21 protein-coding genes and 1 pseudogene are annotated in these 21,521 nt (G+C 70.8%); 13 read left to right on the top strand and 9 right to left on the bottom strand.

Annotation, left to right across the window (positions count from 1 at the left end):
• Nucleotides 1-42: 42 nt before the first annotated feature.
• Both AB0L00_RS31320 and AB0L00_RS31315 read right to left on the bottom strand, forming a co-directional pair.
• Nucleotides 43-804, bottom strand: coding sequence for a phenylalanine--tRNA ligase beta subunit-related protein (locus AB0L00_RS31320; RefSeq protein ID WP_364440668.1), 762 nt, complete (start codon nt 802-804; stop codon nt 43-45).
• Nucleotides 801-1,412: a LysE family translocator gene (locus AB0L00_RS31315; protein ID WP_364440667.1), complete on the bottom strand. Its 612-nt coding sequence runs from the start codon at nt 1,410-1,412 to the stop codon at nt 801-803. The genes AB0L00_RS31320 and AB0L00_RS31315 overlap by 4 nt, the downstream gene beginning before the upstream one ends.
• A gap of 70 nt (nt 1,413-1,482) precedes the next feature.
• Here AB0L00_RS31315 and AB0L00_RS31310 point away from each other — a divergent pair, with 70 nt between their 5' ends.
• Nucleotides 1,483-2,973: a PLP-dependent aminotransferase family protein gene (locus tag AB0L00_RS31310; protein WP_364440666.1), complete on the top strand. Its 1,491-nt coding sequence runs from the start codon at nt 1,483-1,485 to the stop codon at nt 2,971-2,973.
• Between the two features lie 199 nt (nt 2,974-3,172).
• Here AB0L00_RS31310 and AB0L00_RS31305 read toward each other — a convergent pair whose 3' ends face one another.
• The gene (locus AB0L00_RS31305; RefSeq protein ID WP_364440665.1) at nt 3,173-3,691 is read right to left on the bottom strand and encodes a carboxymuconolactone decarboxylase family protein; all 519 of its coding nucleotides are present in this window, start codon (nt 3,689-3,691) and stop codon (nt 3,173-3,175) included.
• A 20-nt stretch (nt 3,692-3,711) separates the two neighbouring features.
• Between AB0L00_RS31305 and AB0L00_RS31300 the strand changes: the two genes are divergently transcribed.
• The 5 genes from AB0L00_RS31300 to AB0L00_RS31280 all read left to right on the top strand — a co-directional run bounded on the left by AB0L00_RS31300 (nt 3,712) and on the right by AB0L00_RS31280 (nt 7,372).
• Nucleotides 3,712-4,176 carry a Tn3 family transposase gene (locus AB0L00_RS31300; RefSeq protein ID WP_364440664.1) on the top strand — a complete coding sequence of 155 codons (465 nt, stop codon included), beginning with the start codon at nt 3,712-3,714 and terminating at the stop codon, nt 4,174-4,176.
• A gap of 114 nt (nt 4,177-4,290) precedes the next feature.
• On the top strand, nt 4,291-4,866 hold the full coding sequence (locus AB0L00_RS31295; protein WP_364440663.1) for a dihydrofolate reductase family protein: 576 nt from the start codon (nt 4,291-4,293) through the stop codon (nt 4,864-4,866).
• Nucleotides 4,867-5,112: 246 nt separating this feature from the next.
• Nucleotides 5,113-5,505, top strand: coding sequence for a GntR family transcriptional regulator (locus AB0L00_RS31290; RefSeq protein WP_364440662.1), 393 nt, complete (start codon nt 5,113-5,115; stop codon nt 5,503-5,505).
• Nucleotides 5,502-6,407, top strand: coding sequence for an ABC transporter ATP-binding protein (locus AB0L00_RS31285; RefSeq protein ID WP_364440661.1), 906 nt, complete (start codon nt 5,502-5,504; stop codon nt 6,405-6,407). Before AB0L00_RS31290 ends, AB0L00_RS31285 begins: the two co-directional genes overlap by 4 nt.
• Entirely contained in the window at nt 6,404-7,372 is a 969-nt protein-coding gene (locus AB0L00_RS31280) for a hypothetical protein (RefSeq protein ID WP_364440660.1), read from the top strand. Before AB0L00_RS31285 ends, AB0L00_RS31280 begins: the two co-directional genes overlap by 4 nt.
• Before the next feature lie 221 nt (nt 7,373-7,593).
• Here AB0L00_RS31280 and AB0L00_RS31275 read toward each other — a convergent pair whose 3' ends face one another.
• Entirely contained in the window at nt 7,594-8,193 is a 600-nt protein-coding gene (locus AB0L00_RS31275; protein WP_364440659.1) for a GNAT family protein, read from the bottom strand.
• A gap of 338 nt (nt 8,194-8,531) precedes the next feature.
• Between AB0L00_RS31275 and AB0L00_RS31270 the strand changes: the two genes are divergently transcribed.
• Nucleotides 8,532-9,653 carry a class I SAM-dependent methyltransferase gene (locus AB0L00_RS31270; RefSeq protein ID WP_364440658.1) on the top strand — a complete coding sequence of 374 codons (1,122 nt, stop codon included), beginning with the start codon at nt 8,532-8,534 and terminating at the stop codon, nt 9,651-9,653.
• A 66-nt stretch (nt 9,654-9,719) separates the two neighbouring features.
• Here the strand turns inward: AB0L00_RS31270 and AB0L00_RS31265 are convergent, their stop codons facing one another.
• Nucleotides 9,720-10,676 carry a YafY family protein gene (locus tag AB0L00_RS31265; RefSeq protein ID WP_364440657.1) on the bottom strand — a complete coding sequence of 319 codons (957 nt, stop codon included), beginning with the start codon at nt 10,674-10,676 and terminating at the stop codon, nt 9,720-9,722.
• A gap of 63 nt (nt 10,677-10,739) precedes the next feature.
• Here AB0L00_RS31265 and AB0L00_RS31260 point away from each other — a divergent pair, with 63 nt between their 5' ends.
• Nucleotides 10,740-11,888, top strand: coding sequence for an epoxide hydrolase family protein (locus AB0L00_RS31260; protein ID WP_364440656.1), 1,149 nt, complete (start codon nt 10,740-10,742; stop codon nt 11,886-11,888).
• Nucleotides 11,889-11,981: 93 nt separating this feature from the next.
• Here the strand turns inward: AB0L00_RS31260 and AB0L00_RS31255 are convergent, their stop codons facing one another.
• Nucleotides 11,982-12,293, bottom strand: coding sequence for an STAS domain-containing protein (locus tag AB0L00_RS31255; protein ID WP_364440655.1), 312 nt, complete (start codon nt 12,291-12,293; stop codon nt 11,982-11,984).
• Nucleotides 12,290-16,516, bottom strand: coding sequence for a SpoIIE family protein phosphatase (locus AB0L00_RS31250; RefSeq protein WP_364440654.1), 4,227 nt, complete (start codon nt 16,514-16,516; stop codon nt 12,290-12,292). Before AB0L00_RS31250 ends, AB0L00_RS31255 begins: the two co-directional genes overlap by 4 nt.
• 293 nt (nt 16,517-16,809) lie before the next feature.
• Here AB0L00_RS31250 and AB0L00_RS31245 point away from each other — a divergent pair, with 293 nt between their 5' ends.
• The 5 genes from AB0L00_RS31245 (at nt 16,810) to AB0L00_RS31225 (ending at nt 20,472) form a co-directional block, all read left to right on the top strand.
• Nucleotides 16,810-17,157 (top strand): STAS domain-containing protein, encoded by a 348-nt coding sequence (locus AB0L00_RS31245; protein ID WP_364440653.1) that lies wholly within the window; start codon nt 16,810-16,812, stop codon nt 17,155-17,157.
• Between the two features lie 185 nt (nt 17,158-17,342).
• On the top strand, nt 17,343-17,921 hold the full coding sequence (locus AB0L00_RS31240) for a carboxymuconolactone decarboxylase family protein (protein ID WP_364440652.1): 579 nt from the start codon (nt 17,343-17,345) through the stop codon (nt 17,919-17,921).
• 3 nt (nt 17,922-17,924) lie between these two features.
• Nucleotides 17,925-18,725 carry an alpha/beta hydrolase gene (locus tag AB0L00_RS31235; protein ID WP_364440651.1) on the top strand — a complete coding sequence of 267 codons (801 nt, stop codon included), beginning with the start codon at nt 17,925-17,927 and terminating at the stop codon, nt 18,723-18,725.
• Nucleotides 18,726-18,748: 23 nt separating this feature from the next.
• Nucleotides 18,749-19,576 (top strand): MerR family transcriptional regulator, encoded by an 828-nt coding sequence (locus AB0L00_RS31230; RefSeq protein WP_364440650.1) that lies wholly within the window; start codon nt 18,749-18,751, stop codon nt 19,574-19,576.
• A gap of 245 nt (nt 19,577-19,821) precedes the next feature.
• Entirely contained in the window at nt 19,822-20,472 is a 651-nt protein-coding gene (locus tag AB0L00_RS31225; protein WP_364440649.1) for a hypothetical protein, read from the top strand.
• A gap of 12 nt (nt 20,473-20,484) precedes the next feature.
• On the opposite strand, the gene AB0L00_RS31220 is transcribed toward AB0L00_RS31225, so the two are convergent.
• Together AB0L00_RS31220 and AB0L00_RS31215 are read right to left on the bottom strand one after the other, a co-directional pair.
• Nucleotides 20,485-20,877 (bottom strand): DUF3307 domain-containing protein, encoded by a 393-nt coding sequence (locus tag AB0L00_RS31220; protein WP_364440648.1) that lies wholly within the window; start codon nt 20,875-20,877, stop codon nt 20,485-20,487.
• Nucleotides 20,878-21,077: 200 nt separating this feature from the next.
• Nucleotides 21,078-21,521 (bottom strand): annotated as a pseudogene (locus tag AB0L00_RS31215) (site-specific integrase); the annotation flags it as partial.

Here is a 21,521-nt window from a genome sequence, read left to right as displayed (position 1 = left end):
GGACGACGGGCCGCGGGCCCGCTGCCGGGCCTGTACGGCCGGTCAGCGTTGCGTCTCGTCTCCGGGGGCGTAGGACGGGACGGCGAAGTCGAAGCGCGGCGCGGAGCGGCTCAATATCGCGGTCCGCGCCGTGGTCGGCCAGGTGCTGCTCAGCGCGTCCGACAGCGTGGCAATGAGGTCGGGGACGTCCTTGGCGGCCGAGGCGTGCACACCCTCCGCGATGATCAAGGCCGTACGGGTCGTGTCGCGAACGGCCGAGTGACCGCTCTGCCGGTTCGTCCACCGCCGGGCGTGTGCATGCCCGGCGGCGTCGACGAAGGTCACCTCTCCCGGTTCCGGGTTCTCCGGCTCTCCCGAGAGCGTCAGGTAGTTCTCGTGGCCGGCCGCGTGCCGGACCTCGAGGTGCCCGGAGACCCTGGCGACGTCCAGCGCGGCCACCGGGATCGCGAAGGCGAGGGAGACGGCGTTGCAGAGGTCGACCAACGGGTGGATCCGTGGCAGGGCGCCTTCTTTGCGGAAGCGTCGCAGCAGCGACTCCGAGGCGCATCGATACCGCGTGGGTTTGAGTCCCATCCTCGAGAAGGCGCGCCGCCAGGCCTGGATCTCGGGCAGGTCGGACTCCGTGCCCGCTGCGAGCCGCGCCTTGGCGAGCGTGTTGAACGCCTCGATCCGGGGCTCGACGACCGCGTCGGCGGTGATCCCCGTGGCGACGAGCACGCCGGCGACGAGTTCGGGGTGCTCGGACCAGATCGCGGCCGAATGCCGGAAGTACATGATCGAGTCCGTCGTGGAGTGGGCGGTCATCGGGCGGCGAGCGCGAGTTTGGCGCCGAGGGCGACGAAGGATCCGGCGAATCCCCTGCGTAGCCAGGCCATCATTCGCGGCCGCGCGGTCACGTGGTCCCGTACCGAGGCGGCGCAAACGCCGTAAGCGGCGAAGACCGCGAGCGTGACCAGCATGAACACACCGCTGAGTTCCAGCATCCGCAGCACGTGGCCCGGCTCGCCGGTGTCGACGAACTGCGGCAGGAAGGCGAAGAAGAAGATCGTCAGCTTCGGGTTGAGGAGGTTGATCAAGACACCGGAGGCGATCACGCGACCGGCGGGGCGCGGTGCGGTCTCTTCCTCGGCGACGATCGGGTCCGTGTCCTTAAGCGTGGCCCACGCCATGTACAGCAGGTAGGCCACCCCCAGGTACTTGACGAGCTGGAACGCCGTCGCGCTCGTGTGCAGCAGAGCCGCCATGCCGGTGATCGCCGCCACCATGTGGGGAACCGTGCCCAGCGTGCAGCCGATCGTGGCGACGACGCTCGCACGGCGGCCGTGCGACAGGCCCGCCGACAGTGTGTAGATCGCCCCGGTGCCGGGCGTGGCGACCACGATGAGCGTGGTCACCAGGAACGCGATGCTCAAGGTGGCTCTCCTGATGGGTTCCGGTGATGGGCCGTTCTCGTGACCGGCACTCTGCCGCCACAATGGCCTGATGAACAGGTCCAATGAAGACCTCTTCGAGGAGTCCATAACGGCCGGCTCGGATTTCCTCCAGCTGAACGTCGAGGACGCGCCCGTCGGTGGGCTGTCCGAATGGCTCGCCGACCGGTTCCGGTGGGCGATCTGCGACGGCCTCCTGAGCCTGGGAAGCAGGTTGCCCGCGAGCCGGGTGCTCGCGCGGGATCTGCGCGTGTCCCGCGGCGTCGTCACCGAGGCCTACCAGCGTCTCAGCGAGGAAGGCTACGTCGCAGGGCGCGGCCGGAGCGGAACGATCGTCGTCGGCGCTCCGGGCCGGACGCCCCCGGCGCGGCCGCGATCCGATCCAGCGGGCGCGACGGCGACGGACGCGGTGTTCACGGCGGCACCCGGCGTCGAGGTCTTCGACTCGCTGCGGGCGGCCGCGGCACGGATCGATCTGTCACCGGGCGTGCCCGACCTGGCCGCCTTCCCGCGGGCCGCGTGGCTGCGCGCCGAACGTTCACTGCTCGCCGACCTGGGATCCTCCGCCCTCGGATACGGGGATCCGCGAGGATCCCCGGCGTTGCGCGGCGCCGTGGCGAACTGGCTGGCCCGCAACCGCGGGATCCTCGCCGACCCGGCAGATGTGATCATTACCGCCGGTACCGCCCAGGCGCTCGGACTGTTCGCGGAGGTACTCGTCGAGGCCGGGATCCGCGAAGTGGCCGTGGAGGATCCCGGATCACTGGGCGCCCGCCAGCACCTGCACAACCGGCGGCTGGCCACCCCGCCGGTGCCGGTCGACGCCGACGGGATAGATGTCGGTGCGCTGCGCGCGACGGGCGCACCGGCTGTCCTGCTCACCCCGGCACATCAGTTCCCGACCGGCGTGGTGCTCGGCGGCGACCGGCGCCGCGAGCTGATGCGGTGGGTCGATGAGGGCGGCCTGGTCATCGAGGACGACTACGACGCCGAGCACCGTTATGACCGGCCTCCGGTTCAGGCGCTACGGTCGACGCTCGGCGAGCGGGTCTGCTACGCCGGGAGCGTGTCCAAGCTACTGGCACCGGCGCTGAGGATCGGATGGTTCCTCGCGCCACCGCGGTACCGCGACGCCGTCGTGGCCGCCAAGCGGTTCGCCGACCTCGGCAACGCAGCGCTGCCGCAACTGGTGCTGGCCCGCCTGATGGAATCGGGGGAGACGGAACGACATCTGCGGCTGCTGCGCAGACGCCACCGCCGTCGCCGAGACGCCATGATCGACGCGATCGGAGCCCACCTACCGGACGCGACGGTGCACGGCGCCGCAGCGGGCCTGCACCTGACGATCACCTTCGACGCCGGGTTCTCCGACGTCGACCTCGCCGCCGCGTCGCTCGCATACGGGGTGAAGGTACAGCCGCTCTCGTGGCACAGGCAGTGCCCCGGCCGCCCCGGGCTCGTGCTCGGCTACGCCGCGAGCGCCCCGACCGCCATCGGCGAAGGCGTGGCGGTCATCGGCGAGGCACTACGCCGTGTGCGCTGACGGCTCCGCAAGGCGTCCAGCGCGACTGATCAGACCCGGCCGGTCCGTCTGCGGCCGGCGCCGAGATGCTCGACACCGAGGGCCCGGCCCGCCAACTGACGACTGGCCGGCCCGACAGCCCCGTCATCGCCTCGGTGCCGACCGGGCCGGCACGCCGGTGCCCTTGGTGGACTTCCAGCCCTGGACTACATCAGCCCCGTTACTTGCTGTAGTTCTTTCCGATGGGCCTGCCGGGGATCGGCTTGCCGATGAGAGCGACCGGGACGAACAGGCAGAAGTGGCCGATCGCCATGGTGAGCGTCCAGAGCGCCTCGTCGTCATAGAGCGCGGACGCCTTGGCGAACAGCTCGTCGGAGACCCGCTCCCCGAACGGGTTCGGAGTGAGGACGGCCTCCACCAGCTCCAGTGCGACCCGTTCGGCGTCGGTGAAGTAGGGAGCGTCCTGCCAGGTGGCCACGGCGGTGATGCGCTTCTCGGTTTCCCCGGCCTTGCGGACTTTGTCGGTCAACGAGATGGCGTGGGAGGTGCTGCCGACGATCTGCGCGGCACGGAGCAGCATCAGGCCGATGGTGGTCTGCGGAACCGGCCCGTTCCAGACGGCGTTGCGCACGGCTCCGGAGAGTTTCGCCACCTCGGGGAAAAGCTCGGTGAGGTTGGGCAGACGCGACTGGATGCCGTCCTGCTCCGTCGTCGTGTCGGTCATCGTTGGCGTGGACATGGTGAGGTCTTCCTTCCGGTGTGCTGGATGGTGTCTCACCAGTCCGACACCACAGCCACTCGAAATGTCAGGCGTGGCGCCGACATCACGTTCAGGGCCGCTGTTGCTACCTGTCCGAGCCGGCGCTGCGCGAGCAGATCACCCCCATCACCAATCGCACCGAGGCTTTCCACGGCTTCGCCGACTGGTTGATGTTCGGCGGCGAACTCATCGACCACAACGACCCCGACCACCAGGAGAAGGGCGTGACGTTCAACGAGCTGATCGCCAACTGCGTCACCTACTCCAACGCCTGCGACATCACCGACGCCGCCAACGCCCTGGCCACCGTCTCGCCCTACATCACCCACACCATCCACCGGTTCGCCGACCGGACCCTCAACCTCACCCCGCCCGACCAGACCCCACCACCCGCCTGGACCTGGAAGCCCGCGTGCTGTTCGGTACGCCGCCCGCCTGAGCCCCGGCCCGGCGATGTTCGGTAAGGGGATCGTCGCAGGCGCGGGTTCGCGGCAGGTCACCGATGAGTTCGGCCGGTACGCCGAGTCGTACACAGCACACCGTGAACCTGGAACACCGACAGAGGGAGGGCGTTGCCCATGGCACAAGTGATCTGCGACATGTCCGTCTCGCTCGACGGGTACGTCACCGGCCCGAACGACAGCCGCGCGAACCCGTTCGGCGACGGTGCCTGGATGCTGCACAAGTGGATGTCCGACCAGGCGACCGACGAGGATCGGGCCATCCTGGAGCAGGTGATCGATGGCTGGGGTGCGGTCGTGATGGGCCGCAAGTCGTTCGAGAAGAACGAGGGGGAGGGCGGCTGGGGCGAGGGCGGCCCGCTCGGCGATGTCCCATGCTTCGTGGTCACTCACCAGGCACCGACCAGGTCGTACCCGCCGGTGTTCACCTTCGTCACCGACGGGGTGGCCAGCGCGATCGAGCAGGCTAAGAAGGCGGCGGGTGACAAGGTCGTCGGGCTGCACGGCGCGACCGTCATGCAGCAGGCGCTCCCGCTCGGCCTGGTCGACGAGATCCGTGTGCACGTGATCCCGGTTCTGGTCGGCGGCGGTACGCCGTTGTTCGGCTCGCTCGACTCCTCGATCACCCTCGAACGCACCCGGGTGATGGCGACCCCGGCGGCGACCCACCTCTCCTACCGCGTCGTCCGCTGACCGCCAGGGACGATGGTGTAGCCGAAGGAGACCCCGAAGTCGATCCGGATCCCGTACCGATTCACTCCGAGCCCCGCCTCCGTAGACCGGGGTCGAGGAACTCGCGGACAGCCGTTGGCGCTGAGACTGATCTTTGGGCTGTCTTCAAGCCCTGTTCCCCGCTGCGCCCCCACCGCTCCTGTTCTTCTTGACGGAGGCGTACGCATGAGCCAATACTCTAGTTAGTTAGATAATTAGGTGGTTGCGATGATCAGTTTTCGAATCGAGGGCCGGTCCGGGGTGCCGCCGTATCTGCAGATCGTCCAGCAGGTGCGGCAGGCGCTGCGGATGGGCCTGCTGGCGCCCGGTGACCAGTTGCCGACGGTCAAGGAGGTCGTCGGTGAGGTGGCGGTCAATCCCAACACCGTGCTGAAGGCCTACCGCGAGCTGGAACGGGACGGGCTGGTGGAAGGGCGTGCCGGTCAGGGCACGTTCGTGGTCGGCCGTCCGGCCGGGCCGCCGCCGGGCACGCACACCCGGCTGGGGCGCAGCCTGGCCCGGTGGGTGGCCGAGGCACGTGAGGCCGGGCTCGACGACGAGGCGATGGAGTCGCTGCTGCGCATCACACTGCGGGTGGCCGAGGAGGAAGGAGTGGCATGAGCATGGCACAACCCCTCGCCGTGGAGACCCATGGGCTGACCAAACGGTTCGGCGCCAAGACAGCACTGGAGGACTGCGGCATCGAGGTACCGGCAGGCCGGGTGTCGGCGCTGATGGGGCCGAACGGGGCCGGGAAGACCACGCTGCTGCGGATGCTGTGCGGCCTGGCCCGCCCGAGCGAGGGTGAGGCCGCGGTACTGGGCCGCCGCCCCGACCCCGACGACTCGGCGTTCCTGGCCGACATCGGCTTCCTGGCCCAGGACATCCCGCTGTACCGGCGGATGACCGCCGCCGGCCACATCGCGCTCGGCGGCCGCCTCAACGCCCGATGGGACGCAGATGCGGCCCGGGAGCGAATGGGTGCGCTGGGCATCGCGCTGGACCGGCCGGTGGCGACGCTGTCGGGTGGACAGCGCACCCAGTTGGCGCTGGCGCTCACGCTGGCCAAGAAGCCGCGCTTACTGCTGCTCGACGAACCGATGGCCGCGCTGGACCCGCTCGCCCGCCACCAGTTCCTCACCGCACTCACCGAGGCGGTCGCCGACGGCGACTTGACCGTACTGATGTCATCGCACCTGGTGCATGACCTGGAGCGGGTCAGCGACCACCTGATCCTGCTCGATTCCTCCCGCGTCCGCCTGGCCGGCGACATCGACGACATCCTGGCCCAGCACCGGGTCCTGATGGGGCCGCGCCGTGACACCACGGCGATCGAACGCGACCACACGGTGGTCAAGGCCACCCACACCGCCCGGCAGAGCACCCTGCTGGTGCGCCTGAACGGCCCGCTGCACGACCCCCGCTGGGAGGTGGCCGAGCCGGATCTGGAGGAGTTGATCCTCGCCTACATGGGCCACACCGGCAGGCCCGCCCCGCTCGCGACGACCGGAGAGGCCCGATGATCTGGCTCGTGTGGACGCAGCACCGCAGGCAGTTCACCTACACCGCCGCCCTTGTGGGTGCGCTGGCGGTACTGCTGATCGTCACCGGCGCGGTGATGAACTCCGACTACCACTCGGCACTGGCTCACTGCGGCACCGCCGGAGACTGCGGCAACCTGGGGCTGTTCCAGGGAAGTGGCTGGTCCGCGCTGACCACGACGGTGCCACTGACCGTTGGCGTGCCGATCCTGCTGGGAGTCTTCTGGGGCGCCCCGCTGGTGGCCGGGGAGTACGAGCAGGGCACCCAGCAGTTCATCTGGACCCAATCGATACCCCGCCGGCGATGGCTGCTGACGAAGATCGGCTGGGCGCTGTCGGCGGCCGCCGTGTGGGGCTCGATCGTCGCCGCGTCGGTGACCTGGTGGTCGCGAACCGAGAACGCACTCGGCCACCACCGGTTCGACCCGTTCAAGTTCGACGCGCAGGGCGTGGTCCCGGTCGCCTATGCGGTGTTCGCGGTGGCGCTGGGCATCGCGGCCGGAGCCGTGCTGCGGCGTACGCTGTCGGCGCTGGGCGTGACCGTGGCCGGATTCACCACACTGCTGCTGGTCCTGCAGAGCTTCGTCCGGCCACACTACCTGCCGACGAAGACCGCGAACCTGCCGCTGTCACGCCTGCACGGGGGCCTGTTCAGCGGCTCCTGGCAGTTCGGCGGGCAGCTCCTCGATCCCACCGGTCAGGTCGTCGGCCACGTGGTCGGCGGAAACGACTGGAACATCCAGCAGGCGATCCCGGTCAACTGCGTCTTGAACAACCCCGACAGCGTGCGACAGTGCCTGTCCGCCGACGGATACCGCATGGTCGTGCACTACCAGCCAGCATCCCGATACTGGACCTTCCAGTTCATCGAAGCGGGAATCTTCCTCGCCCTCGCCGCCGTCCTCGTCCTGATCGCCTACCGAGCCATCACCAGGCGAGACGCCTGACACATCTCACCAAGCCGGTGCCCGCGCACCGGATATCCGCGCGGCCGGGAACCGCATGGTCCATCCAGGCCGTGCCTCGAACAAGCTCACCGTGCATGAGCGAGCGCCGGTCAGATCCTTCGCTATTTCGCTGCGCCGTCCGACGAGCGCCGGATTCACCTTCACCGTGATGGCCGGGGACTAGCGGGGATGTAGCCGCGGCGCGCGAGGTGAGACGCGGGTCAGGCGGAGGCGAGGCGGGCGCGCAGGCGGTCGCGGGCGGCGGGCCATTCGGCGGCGAGCATCGAGTAGCAGACGGTGTCGCGGACGGAGCCGTCGGGCCGGATCCGGTGACTGCGCAGTACTCCTTCGCGGTGTGCGCCGAGGCGTTCGATGGCGCGCTGGGAGCGCTCGTTGCGGTGGTGGGTGTGCCAGCCCACCCGGATGGCGCCCAGCACGTCGAACGCCCGCTCCAGCAGCAGGAGCTTGGCCTCGGTGTTCAGGGCGGTCCGCTGCCAGCGGGTGCCGATCCAGGTGTGCCCGATGCACAGGCCGCGGTGCGCCGGTTCGATGTCGTAGTACGAGGTCGTGCCGGCCACCTCGCCGGTGGCGGCGTCGATCTGCACCCAGGGCAGCCGCCCGGCCTCGATCGCACGGAGGTCGTCCTCGACCATGCGGCGCGTCTCCGCGAGGTCGGCCGGCTGACGGACGTTGAGCCACCGCCAGACCTCGGGGTCCTTGCCCGCCTCGTACAGCCCCTCCGCGTGCTCGAGCCGGAGCGGCTCCAGGCGGACGTGTTCCCCGGACAGGACGGGACGGTCGAACCACGTGCTCCTACTCATGGTCGGCACCCTAAGGAGGGTCAGGTCCGTCCCGAAAGAGCCAGTCGACGCGACTCGGCGAAGACCACTTCCCTCCCGCGGAGGTGCGTGACGGGACGGCCCGCGCGTCGTGTTCCCGTCGGCTCGGCGTGTGCGAGCCTTGATGCCGACGTTCGGAAAGGGCTGATCATGACACTCGGCATGGTTCTCGGCGACGTTCTCCCGCGCGCTTCGGCGCGGGAGCGGTAGGCCCTTCCCGCCCTGCCACGCACGCCCGTACGCAGCACGGGCGTGTTGTCGCTGCTCCTCGTCGAAGTGCTCTTCGTGTCATCCGCACGTTCGACCACGAGGAGTACGTGGTGTCCACGATCCACTGGACCGAAGCCCGCACCACCCGATCCGCCCGCTGGCACTCCGAGAGCGCGACCCCGCCGCCCGGACGGGTCATCGTCGCCGACGACCGCTTCAAAGCCGATACCGCCTACCGCCTCGCCTGCGAGGGCACCGCCCTGCTGTGGCAAGGCGACTACCACAACGCGCGTCAGCTGCTGCAGGCGATGCGCCGCCGCGTCGAGAGGAAGTCCCCCCGGCCGGGGAGCGATCCTCTCGAGTCCTTCCATCTTCACCGCAGGGCCCGGAGTCACCGCGCCCGGGTGCTGGGCCGGCTGCTCGTCCTGCTGGAGGACGGCTACGCCCTGAACCTGCGCCGGGCCCCGGACGTCCGTCAGGCGTGCGCCGAGGCGTACGGGCCACCGCGTGAGCCGACGGCGATCTCGCTCACCGAGCTCCTGGGCGTGCTCGGGGCCCACCAGTGGCGTCTCAAAGGCGTCCGGGTCCCTGCCCTGGACGCTCGAATCCACCCGCACTACGGCGTCTTCTCCCCCGTCCGGGGCGAGTACGTCGACCTGGTCGCCGAGGCGCCGCTCCCCGCGCCGGCGGTGCGCCGCACCGCGTTCGACCTCGGAACGGGCACCGGAGTGCTCGCCGCGGTTCTGGCCCGCCGGGGGTTCGAACGCGTGACGGCCACCGACATCAGCCCGCGCGCCCTGGCCTGCGCCCGCGACAACGTCCGCCGGCTCGGCCTCGCCGCCCGCGTCGAGGTCGCCGGCCCGCGCCTGTTCCCGGAGGGCCGCGCCGGCCTCATCGTCTGCAACCCGCCCTGGATCCCGGCCCGGCCGACCTCACAGCTCGAGCACGGCGTCTACGACCCGGGCGGCGGCATGCTCCATGACTTCCTGCACGGGCTCGCCGCCCACCTCACACCGGGCGGCGAAGGCTGGCTCGTCCTGTCCGACCTCGCCGAACGCCTCGGGCTCAGGACCCGCCGGCAGTTGCTGACCGGGATCGAGACGGCGGGCCTGCGCGTCGTGGACAAGGCCGACACGCGGTCCCGCCATCCACGGGCGACCGACACCGCCGATCCCCTCCACGCCGCGCGCGGCGCGGAGGTCACCTCGCTGTGGCGGCTGGCCGGCCCGTGACCGTACGGCGCCGCGACCGGTCCGCGGGGACGGGCAGGCCGGTGACCGCCGGGTCACGCCTGAGGCTCAGGGCGTGGCCCTGCCGAAGCGGGCGGCGAGGGTACGCAGGTGGGCGACCAGCTCGGGCGGGTCGGTGACCTCGAAGTCGGCGTTCAGCAGGCCCAGGTGGACGGCCAGGGTCTCGACGGTGTCCGCGCCGGTGTGCAGAACGCACGTGCCGGCGTCGACGGCCTCGACCGTGCCGACGGCCGCGCTGATCCGGGCCGCGACGACCTCGGCGGGCGCGTCCACCGTGACACGCGCCCGGTAGCGCCAAGCGGCGGCCGACACCCGGCCCGAGACGTAGCCGGCCACGTCGCCGTCGGGCAGGTCGCGGGGCGTGAAGCGGGGCCCGGTCGGGACACGGGGGGTGAGGCGGTCCACGCGGAAGGTGCGCCAGCCGGCACGGTCCGGGTCGTAGGCGAGCAGGTACCAGCGGCGTCCCCAGGTGACCAGCCGGTACGGCTCGACCTCACGGCGGACGGCGTCGCCCGTGTGGGTGGTGTAGTCGAACCGGAGCCGCTCGTGCGCGCGGCACGCGGCGGCGAGCGTGGTGAGGACCTCCGGGTCGACCGCCGGTCCCGGCCGGTCGCTCGGCACCGGCACGGTGTGGGTCTGCAGGGTGTTGACCCGGTGCCGCAGCCGCGACGGCATGACCTGTTCCAGCTTGGCGAGCGCGCGCAGCGACGCCTCGGCGTCCCCGACGACGCCGCCGGCGGCGGTACGCAGTCCGACCGCGATCGCGACGGCCTCCTCGTCCTCCAGCAGCAGCGGCGGCAGCGAGGCGCCCGCGCCGAGCCGGTAACCGCCCGCCGAGCCGCGCGTGGCCAGGACGGGATAGCCCAGCGCGCGCAGCCGCTCGACGTCGGCGCGGACCGTACGGCCGCTCACGCCGAGGCGTTCGGCCAGTTCGGAGCCGGTCCAGTCGCGGGGCGTCTGCAGGAGGGCGAGCAGGCGCAGCAGCCGTGCCGAGGTTTCCAGCATGCGTCCAAGAATGCCCGACCATTAGGAACGAAGCGCGCCTAATGGCCTGACAGTGTGGTCCCCATGAGCGAGATCCGCGACTTCCGCATCGACATCCCCCAGGCCGACCTCGACGACCTGGCCGGCCGGCTGGCCCGTACCCGCTTCGCCGAGGAACTGCCGCCCGAGCAGGTCACCGACGGCGTCCGGCGCGGCCCGGTCCAGCCCGGCTGGGAGTACGGCGTGCCGGGCTCCTTCGTCCGCGACCTGGTGGCGCGGTGGCGGGACGGCTTCGACTGGCGGGCTCAGGAGGCCCGGCTCAACTCCGTCCCGCAGTTCACCACCGAGATCGACGGCCAGACGATCCACTTCGCTCACGTACGCTCCGCCGAACCGGACGCCACGCCGCTGATCCTCACCCACGGCTGGCCCAACACCTTCGTGGAGTACCTGGACCTGGTCGGCCCGCTCACCGACCCGGCCGCGCACGGCGGCGACCCGGCCGACGCCTTCGACGTCGTGATCCCGTCCCTGCCCGGGTTCGGCTTCTCCGGCCCGACCCGTGCCAGGGGCTGGGACGCGGCCCGCGTCGCCGACGCGTGGGCCGAACTGATGGCGCGCCTCGGCTATGAGCGGTTCGGCGCGCACGGCAACGACGCGGGCGCCATCGTCAGTCCCGAACTCGGCCACCGGCACGCGGACCGTGTCCTGGGCGTGCACGTCAACCAGATCTTCTCGTTCCCCTCCGGCGACCCCGCCGAACTCGCCGGCCTGACCCCGGAGGAGCAGGGCTACCTGGAGTTCCTCGGCGGCTTCGTCGAGCACGCGATCCACGACCGCGCCCAGCAGGCACAGCCGCAGACCCTCGCGCACGCCCTGGCCGACTCCCCCGCCGGGCAGCTCGCCTGGATCGGCCAGCTCCTGGCCGGGGTGCCCGACCCCGACGTCATCCTGACCAACGCGACGATCTACTGGCTCACCAACACCGCGGCGTCCTCGGCGCGGTTCTACTACGAGAACCACCACGCCGAGCGGGCGACCGAGCCGTCCACCTTCCCCATCGGCCTGGCCTCCTTCGCCTACGACTTCCGGCCGCTGCGGCGCTTCGCCGAACGCGACCACAAGAACATCGTGTCCTGGAACGAGTACGACCGCGGCAGCCACTGGGCCGCCCACGACGCCGCTGACCTGCTCATCGACGACCTGCGCGGCTTCTTCCGCCGGTTCCGCTGACGCCCCGGCGGGACACCGAGGCCCGGCGAGAGGCTCCGCTCGCTTCGCTCGGGTGAGCGGGTCGTCGCCGGGCCCGCAGGGTACCGGGCCCGGTCAGGAGGCGGGACCCAGGCCGTGGATGGTGGTCAGGTCGGTGAGGCCGCAGAAGGTCAGGACCGGGGCGAGCAGCGGCGTGGCGACGACCTCGATGCGGTCCGCGTGCGTGAGCAGGATGCTCAGTCCTGCGCTGTCGAGGTACTCGACGTCGGTGAGATCGACGATGAGAGGACCGGTGGCCCCCTCCAGACCGTCCGCGACCGCGGCGGCGAGATCGGCGCTGTTGCTCATGTCGATCTCGCCGGCCGCGGTCAGGACGGGAGTGCCGTCCGGGCGGCGCTGCGGCGTCAGGGTCAGGGGCGTGGTCATTTGGCGATCCTGGTCTGCATGTCGACGGTGGTGCCGTCAGGGCCGGGGGTGACGGTGACCTGTTGCATCATGGCGCGCATCAGGGTCAGCCCACGGCCGCGGTGTGCGTCGGCCTCGGGCTGCGGAGTCTTCCAGCGTCCAGTGTCGGTGATCGTCAAACGCATCTGATCGACCAGGGCTTCGGCGCGCATCCGTACGATGTCGCCCGGGGTGTGGCGGTGGCCGTGCTCGATGGCGTTGGCGCACGCCTCACCGGCGGCGACGAGGACGTTCTGCACCATCTGCGGCGGCAGGTCGCACTTGGTGAGCCAATTGCGCAGGGCTCTGCGGACGGGGGCGAGCTGGGTGGCCTCCGCGGGGAAGGTCATCTCCAGCGGGGCGGGGTGCCGGTACAGCAACAGGGCGACGTCGTCGTCATAGCCGTCCGCGGGGGCCAGCCGGGTCATGACCTGACTGGCCAGCACATCGATGCCGGTCTCCCGGCCGTCCTGGACGGCTTCGCCGGCCTGGTCGATGCCCTCGGTCAGCGGCCTGCGGCGGCGTTCGACCAGACCGTCGGTGTACAGCAACAGGGTGGCGCGGGCGGACAGGGTGTGCTCCGCGTACGGGCGCGGGGCTCCGGGGCGGACGGCGAGCGGGGCGAATCGGCCGCCCTCGAGCAGGTGGAGGGCGCCGTCCGGCTGGACGAGGATGCCGGGCGGGTGGCCGGCGCTGGAGTAGGTCAGGTGGCCAGTCCGCGGGTCGAGGATCCCGCAGAAGACGGTGGTGCACATCGCACCGGGGACGCCGGCGGCGAAGTGGTCCAGCGCGACGAGGACCTGGTCGGGCCGGGGGTCCTGCAGGAGCAGGGCCCGGCAGGCGCTGCGCAGTTGCCCCATCACGGTCGCCGCCTGCAGGCCGCGGCCGACGCAGTCGCCGACGACGATGCCGATGCGGCCGTCGGGCAGCGGGACCGTGTCGTACCAGTCGCCGCCGACCTCCAGGGGACGGGCGGCGGGTTCGTAGCGGACGGCGAAGCCCTCCGGCAGGTCGGCCGGGCCGAGGATGGCGCGCTGCAGGGCGATGGCGGTCTCACGCTGCTGGTCGATCTGGTGGGCGCGGGTCAGGCCCTGGGCGAGGTGGCCGGCCAGCAGGGACAGCAGGGTCTGGTCCTGGTCGGTGAAGGGCCGGTGACCGGCCAGGTCGAGCCAGAGCACCATCGGTCCGTGCGGGTGTTCGAGGCCGACGCCCGCGGCGGTGCCGTCGGCACTGGCGGCGGGGGTCAGGGAGGGCCCCTCACGCAGGCCGGTCAGCGCGACACGGTGCTGTTCGGACAGCGCCTCCCAGGTGACGCCCGCCTCCGTGCCGGTCACGGTCGGCGCGCCGCCGCCGTCGAAGACGGTGGCCAGGGCGCGTTCGGCCCGCCACAGGGCCTTCAGCTCCTCCAGCGCCCCGGTCAGGGCCTCCTCGAGGCTGGCCGCCTGGGACAGGCACAGGCTCAGTGACGCCACCGCGGTCTCACGCTGGATGGCGTAGTGCTCGGCGGTGACGTCGCGGAAGGTGCCCACGACCACGCGGCTCCCGGTCTCCGGGTCCTGGACCTGGTTGAACGCGGTGCTGATCCACATCCGGCGCCCGTCACGGTGGGTGACGGGCACCGTGTAGACGCCGCGTTCCTGGTCCAGCACGCCGGCGAAGGCCTCGGCCACCAGCCGATGAGCCTCGGGGTCGCTGTCGGCGTCGGGCCACCACGGGTGGATGGGGGTGTAGGGCAGGCCCTCGGGGCCGAAACCCAGGATGTCGGCGAACGCGGCGTTGATCTCGACGACGGCGCCCTGCTCGTCGCAGACGAAGAACGCCTCCTGCAGGGAGTCGACCAGCGCGGTTCGCCAGCGGACGTGGTGGCTGCGCAGCCGGGCCAGCTCGACGTTCGCCTGCACCCGAGCCAGCAGTTCGGCCGCGGAGAACGGCTTGACCAGGTAGTCGTCGGCGCCCGCCTCGAGGCCCTCGATGGAGGCCTCCTGCCCGGCCCGGGCCGACAGCAGCAGCACGGGGACGCTCGCGGTCCGCGTGTCCTCGCGCAGCGCGGCCACCATCTGCAGGCCGTCCAGGCGCGGCATCATCACGTCGCTGACGATCAGGTCGGGCGCGTCGGCCCGCGCGGCCTCCAGCGCGGCCTGCCCGTCGGTGACCGCGCTGACCACGTGCCCGGCGCCGCGCAGCAGACGGGTGAGGTATTCGCGCATGTCGGCGTTGTCGTCGGCGATGAGGACCCGCCCGGGCCGACCGCGGCCCGGGCCGGGCGCAGGCTCCTCACCGGTGCCGGGCGTGGCCTCCTCCGGCGCGGACCCTGCCGCGTCGTGGCCGTCCTGCGGATCCGAGGGCAGCCAGCGCCGGGCCTCGTGGAGGTACGGTTCGGCGGTGGCCGGGTCCTCGGTCGCGCCGCCCTCCGCGCCGTCTCCGGTGGCGAGGGCCTCGGGCGGCAGGTGAGCGTGCCCGAAGGGCAGCCGGACGGTGAACGTGGTGCCCTCGTTCTCGGTGGAGGCGGCGCTGATCGTGCCGCCGTGCAGGCCGACCAGCTCCTTGACCAGCGCGAGCCCGATGCCGCTGCCCTCGTTCGACCGCGAACGGGCCTTCTCGATGCGGTGGAACCGCTCGAACAGCCGCGGTATCTCCTGCTCGGCGACGCCGATCCCGGTGTCGGCCACGGTGACGACCGCGTGGTCCTGCTCGACGCGGACGGTCACACAGACCGAGCCGTCGAAGGTGAACTTCAACGCGTTGCTCAGCAAATTGAAGATCACCTTCTCCCACATGCCGCGGTCGAGGTACACCGGTTCAGGGAGCGGGACGCAGTCCACTTCGAAGGCCAGCCCGGCCTTCTCGACCGCGGAGCGGAACACACTGGCCAGTTCGGCGGTGACCGCCGACAGGTCGACCGGCTCGTAGCGGGCCTGCATCCGGCCCGCCTCGATGCGGGAGAAGTCCAGCAGCGTGTTGACCAGTTTGCCCAGCCGCAGCCCGTTGCGGCGGATGACGTCGAGTTCCTCGCGGGCCTGCGGGTCGGTGTCGCCCAGCCGGGTGCGCAGCTCGTCCACCGGGCCCATGATCAGCGTGAGCGGGGTGCGGAACTCGTGGCTGATGTTGGAGAAGAACGCGGTCTTGGCGCGATCCAGCTCGGCCAGCTCCTCCGCCCGCCGCTGCTGAGCCTGGTAGCTGCGGGCACTGGCGATCCCCGCCGCGACGTGCCCGGCGGCCAGCTCGATGAACCCGCGGTAGCCCTCGTCCAGTTCGCGGTACCGGTTCAGCGCGGCGACCAGGAAGCCGTACGGCGCGCTGCCCTGCTGCAGCAGGGGCACCACCAGCGCGTGCGTGGGCGGCTCCGGCCAGTCGCCGGTCGGCATCCCGGTGAACGGGGTGCCCTCGAGCGTCACCAGCGCGGACTCGCCCCGCGCGAGTTCCGCCGCGGGCCACACGCCGCTCGGGTCCTCGACCGCGATCCGCGCCGGGGCGGCCGGATGCCCCTCCTCGATCCCCGTCGTGGCCGCCAGCCGCGCGTGGTGGTCGTCGTCGAACAGGTAGACCTGCGTGAACGGCAGGTCCTGCAGGTTGCCGCCGAGCTGGCGGCCGGTGAAGGTCAGCATCTCCTGCTCGGTGCGGACCACGCTGGGATCCGACCCCAGATCCCGCAGCGTCGCCATCCGGCGCTCACCGATGACCCGCTCGGTCTCCTCACTGACCACGCACAGCATGCCGACGACCGCGCCCGAGTCGTCCCGCAGCGGGCTGTAGGAGAACGTGTGGTAGGTCTCCTCCGGGTATCCCGAGCGCTCCAGGAACAGCAGCAGCGCCTCGTCCCAGGTCGCCTCGCCCGTACTGAGCACCGTGTCGATCCGCGGGCCGATGTCGTCCCAGATCTCCGCCCACACCTCACTGGCCGGCCGGCCCAGCGCCCAAGGGTATTTGCGGCCCAGCGTGTCCCGCCGGTAGGCGGCGTTGCAGAAGAACGTCAGCTCCGGTCCCCACGCCATCCACATCGAAAAACGGGACGACAGCAGGATGCTGACGGCGGTCTGCAGGCTCTGCGGCCACTGGTCGGGCGGGCCGAGCCGCGTCGCCGCCCAGTCCACGACGGCGAGGTCCCGGCCGACCTCACCGTCGACGAAGAACACCCCGGCCCCGGTCGCGGCCGAGGGACCACGCTCGGCGTCGTCCACCGGCCCGGTGGGCCCAGCACCGCTCATCGCCTTCTCCCTCGCCACAGCCACGTACCGACGGACCCGACCACGCCTTCGCTGGGACCTGAGGTGGGGGACGCACCGGCGGCTTTCGTAGGATAGGCCAACCGTCCCCGCGGCGTTACCTCCGTATCTTCTGCCCGCGAAGGGCGCACACAGGTAGGAGAGAAACGTCCGTGGACACCCACGGCAGTACGCAAGCTTCCCGAGGATCTGGGTAGGGGCGTCACCGCCGACACCACCCTGCCGGCCCCGTCCGCACCCGCCCGTCCCGCCAGCGTCCTCGCACAGGAGAACCGGTGACCGACCGCGTCCTGACCGCCACCAGCCACCCCCACCCCACCGGCCCGACCCTGATCACCGTGGCCGGCGAACTCGACTACTACACCGCCGCGCACCTGCGGAAGGCCCTGGAGGAGACGACCTTCACCGCCGACGGCGTGATCATCGACCTGACCGACCTGACCTACTGCGACTCCACCGGCATCACCGTGCTGGTCACCGCCTACCACCGCGCCCGCGCCAGCGACACCCCGCTCGCGCTGGCCGGCCTCAACCCCGATCTGGACCGCGTCTTCGGCATCGTCGGTCTCCACGACGTCTTCGCCTCCTACTCCACGGTCGAAGAGGCCGTCGCCGCGCTGTAGCCTCCCCGCCCGGCGGCCGGCCCGTTCGGCGTTCTGATCGACCCGCGGGGCGCCGTACGACCCGGGCACAGCGCCGCGAACCGCTCCGATGTCACACCCGCAGGGCCCGATGCGTCAGTGGGGGTGACGGGCGTCGACCGCCGCCGCGACGAACGCGCCGGCCGCCCGCGACACGGAGGGTCACCATGAGCGCTCGCGTCAAGACCCCGGCGATCGTCCTGCCCGATGCCACCAAGGCGGCCGAGTACGTTCTCCGGGCGATCCGCCAGGGCGGCGCCTCGCACCGGGTCCTGGAGCTGGTTCATCTGCGCGCGAGCCAGCTCAACGGCGGCGATGCCCACGTGCCCACCGGGACCTTCAGTGCTGGAAAGGCCGGCCAGACCGACGAGCGGCGGCAGCACGTCGGCGCCTGGCGCGACGCGCCCTTCTACACCGGCTCCGAACGCGCCGCGCTGGCGCTCACCGAAGCCGTCGTCCAGGTCCCCGACCGGCCAGGACAGGCGGTGCCGGACGAGATCTGGGACGAGGCCGCGGACCACTTCGACGAGCGGCAGCTCGCCGCCATCATCCTCATGACCGCCACGACCGCCTTCCTCAACCGCCTGCCCGCCGCCACCGAGGGACCGGGCGCAGGGCCGCTCGCCGCGCCGGTTGACCCTGACGCAGGGTCAACCTCTCAGCATGGCGACGTGACCACGAAGACCAGTGCGACACAGGCCGCCTCGCACGGCGACCACGGCGAACGGGCCGAGAGAGGCGACTAGACGATGCGGCACTTCACGATCCACCACGATGGCGTCACGATCCCGGTGTCCCGCGGCGGCCGGGGACGACCCCTGGTCCTGTGCCCCGGGCTGAACTCGACACAGGCCGACCTGCGCGAACTGACCGAACTGCTGCGACGCGACCACGACGTCGTGACCTTCGACCTCAGAGGCCATGGCCTCACCTCGGCCGCCGACCGGTACTCCTTCGAGGCGTTCCTCGGCGATCTCGCCGCCGTGCTGGCGGAGCCGGGACGCCTCGGCCTGCCCGCGGCGCCCGTGCTCGTGGGCTACTCGCTGGGCGCGGACCTGGCCGTGCACCATGCCTCCGAACATCCCGACACCGTCGCCGGGCTCGTTCTCATCGACGGGGCGAACCCCGTGCCCGAACCGTTCATCACCGAAGCCGACCTGCCGGAGTTCCGCGCGATGTGGGAGGACCTGGCGACGCGGCAGCAGGCCCGGCGGGGCACCGCGCGCCAGGTGCTGCTCACCGCCCAGGAGATCCTCGACCTGAATGTCGAGATCGACGCCGTGCGGTCCGGAATCCTCGACCGGTACCGGAAGATCGATCTGCCCATCAGCGTGATCATGTCGACCTCGATGGCCGGCGACGACGGCGACGCGCGTGCCGCGCGCTACAACCGGAACTGGCGTGCCGGCGTCGAGCGGCTCGTCCGCGAGCAGCCGCACATCTCGACCTCCTGGCTCGACGCCGATCACGGACTGGTCTTCACCCATGCCCCGGAGGTCGCCCAGATCATCCGGAGTGCACGACGGCCGGCCGGCCAGGCGACTCCTTGAACGCCCCATAGGAGACTGGTGCGATGCTGACCATCGGTGAGCTGGCGTCGTACGCCGGAGTGACGGTGCGCGCGGTGCGGCACTATCACGCCAGGGGGCTGCTGCCGGAACCGGAGCGGGACCACTCCGGCTACCGGAGGTACGACGCCGGCGCCGTGGTCGAGCTGATCAAGATCCGGACCCTCGCCGATGCCGGAGTCCCGCTGGCGCGGATACGGGAGCTGCTGCAGGCCGACCAGGAGGAGTTCGCGGCGGCGATCGCGAACATCGACGAGCGACTGCGGGCGGAGATCCGGCAACGGCAGCGGCACCGCGAGCGGATCGCCCGGCTCGCCGCCGGCGACAACCTGGTGCTGCCCCCGGAGGTGGTCGCGTTCCTCGACCGGCTGCGGGCGCTCGGAGTCGACGAGCGGATCATCGAAGTCGAACGCGACGGCTGGATCCCGCTCGCCGCGCACTCACCCGAGCGAGTCCCGGAATGGACGGCACGCAAGCGGGAACAGCTCGCCGACCCCCGGCTCATCGAGTTCTACCTCACCCTGGGCCAGGCACTCGACTGGACCACCGACGACCCGAGGCTGGTCGAACTGGCCGACGACCTGGCCGCCCACATCACACGGATGGCCGACGAGCAGGGCGAGGACTACGTCGACGACACCGACCTCGAGCCGCCGCTGGTCGCGCTGATGGACACTCTGGCGTTCGACACCCTGCCGCCGGCCCGTCGGCTGATCGAGCTGCTGAAGAAACGCGGCTGGACCGGCTGGACCAGGCTCGAGCGCGTGAAGCCCGCACCGAGTACGACCGAAACCCGGCAGGAAGACACCGGGACACGGCGGTCCCGGCGCTAGCGGTACCGCCGCCGGGCGGGTGGTCTCCGCGCCGGGACGGTCACCACGGGACGCGCTGCGGCGAGGGGGATGCCGCGCCGTTGCGAGAGGTCCGGTGCCCTGCGACGGTCTGGAGCGCCTCCGCCCCGGTGGGCCGGGCGATTCAGCCGTTGCCGATCTTGAACTTCCCTGCACTGTCGTTCCTTGGCACGCCCTAAACGGTGCCCCGAAAACCCAGCCGAAATCCTCAAACAAGGGACGTCGTCATGACTCCTGCACACCTGTACGCAGCAATCACCCTGGTGGTCGTCGGCTTCGTGATGCTGGTGACCCATGAGGTCGCGGACCACTGGGTCCAGACCTCCTGGCAGGCGGGCAACAAGGGCCTGCACGGGGCCAAGAAATGGACGGGTCGCCGGGCCTGCGCGCAGCACGTCGCGTCCTACACCTTCTGCACCGCTCTCGCGGTCGGAGTGATGTGGTGGTGCTTCGGGCTGCACATCAGCTGGACCGGCTTCATCCTGGGCCAGGCGATCTCCGCGATCACGCACTACTGGGCGGACCGGCGGAGCACCCTGCAGGGCCTGGCCGAGAAGCTCGGCAGCGGCGGCTTCTACCGCCTCGGCGCTCCTCGCAAGAGCCTGGACGAGAACGGCGAGCTTCTTCTCGACGAGGACGGCAAGCCCAAGCTGGACAAGAACGGCATGCCCTACGACGACAACCCGTCCCTCGGGACCGGCGCCTACGCGCTGGACCTTCTCTGCACCAAGAACCATCCAGCTTTCAGCCGAACAGCCGGGCTCAGTCCGGCCCCCGCACCTGGTAGGTGCGAGGGTCGGCCGTTGATCAGATCAGGCTGCCGATCGAGCTCTCATCGGCGCCTTCTTGAGTTTCGCTGTATGGCCCTGCACTGTTAGCCGAGGTGGCGCTCAGCCCAGCAACATCACCGCAGCCAAGTTGATGCACAGGTGCAGTGTGTTGTCGACCACGATGAGCAGAGCGGTCGCCAGGCCCGAGGGGACACCAGCCGGTGATCCCTGGTTGGCAGCCGCTTCCTTCCACGACACCCGGGACTTCTTCGGGGCGATGAGGTTCCTCGCCCAGCACACCGCCTTGGCGAGGCGGTAGTGGTCCAGGACGATGTGGGTCCCACCGATGATCAGCAACGCCCACGGCGACTGCGTGACCAGCAGAAACGGCAACGAGTACGTCACACCGTGCACGACCGCCGGCCACCACCGCTTGACCTTCTCCGTCGCCATCCAGTCCGACTGCAGGACGTAGTCCCCGACCAGATGCGCAAGGAGCAGTTCGAACCCCATGGGGTCCCCCTCTGCGTTGTTCTCGTGCCAGGACTTTTGTCACTGGCGAAGAGGACTGTCCGTACTCAGATGCGATGATCAAGTAGGTGATCTGGCGGCAAGATCTCATCGCCCGACGGGGCTCCGGGTGGTTTCTCGGCCGGGGTCCTCCGTGACGCGCACGGTGACCGTGCCGTTGGCGCGGCTGACGTGGTGGATTGTCAGGGTGCGGGTCGCGGGGCCGGGATCCCGAGGTCGACGTGCCCGGGCGTGCTCAAACGTGCTGCTCGCTGGGTTTGGGTCCGTTTGCCGCGCAGGAAGGTCAGGGTGAGGTCGAGTCCTTCGATCTCGCCCTGCCAGCCCTCCTCGACAGCCCGTTGCCGGCGGGCTAGAAGGTCTTGTTCCAGTTCGTCGAGGCGGGGCAGCATTTTGGGGTTGATGCTCAGCATCGGGCAGCGGATGCAGGCGTGTTCGTGCTGGCAGGGAGTCCCGTAGGGGCGTCCGCAGGAGCCGAGCTCGACGCGGCGTTTGTCGAAGTGTTCGGTGAAGTCGTCCCACTCCTGCCGGTTTGGTTCGCGGTATTCCTCCTGCGGCCGTTCGGCTCGGCGGCGGGCAAGGAACTGCTGGTAGTGGCTGATGACGTCCTCGTCGAAGACCGCGACATA

It is taken from the genome of Actinoallomurus sp. NPDC052308 (assembly GCF_040679195.1).
GTDB classification, from domain to species: domain Bacteria; phylum Actinomycetota; class Actinomycetes; order Streptosporangiales; family Streptosporangiaceae; genus Actinoallomurus; species Actinoallomurus liliacearum.
Note: the sequence above shows the minus strand (reverse complement) of the source record. Positions and strands in the feature narration are given on the sequence as shown.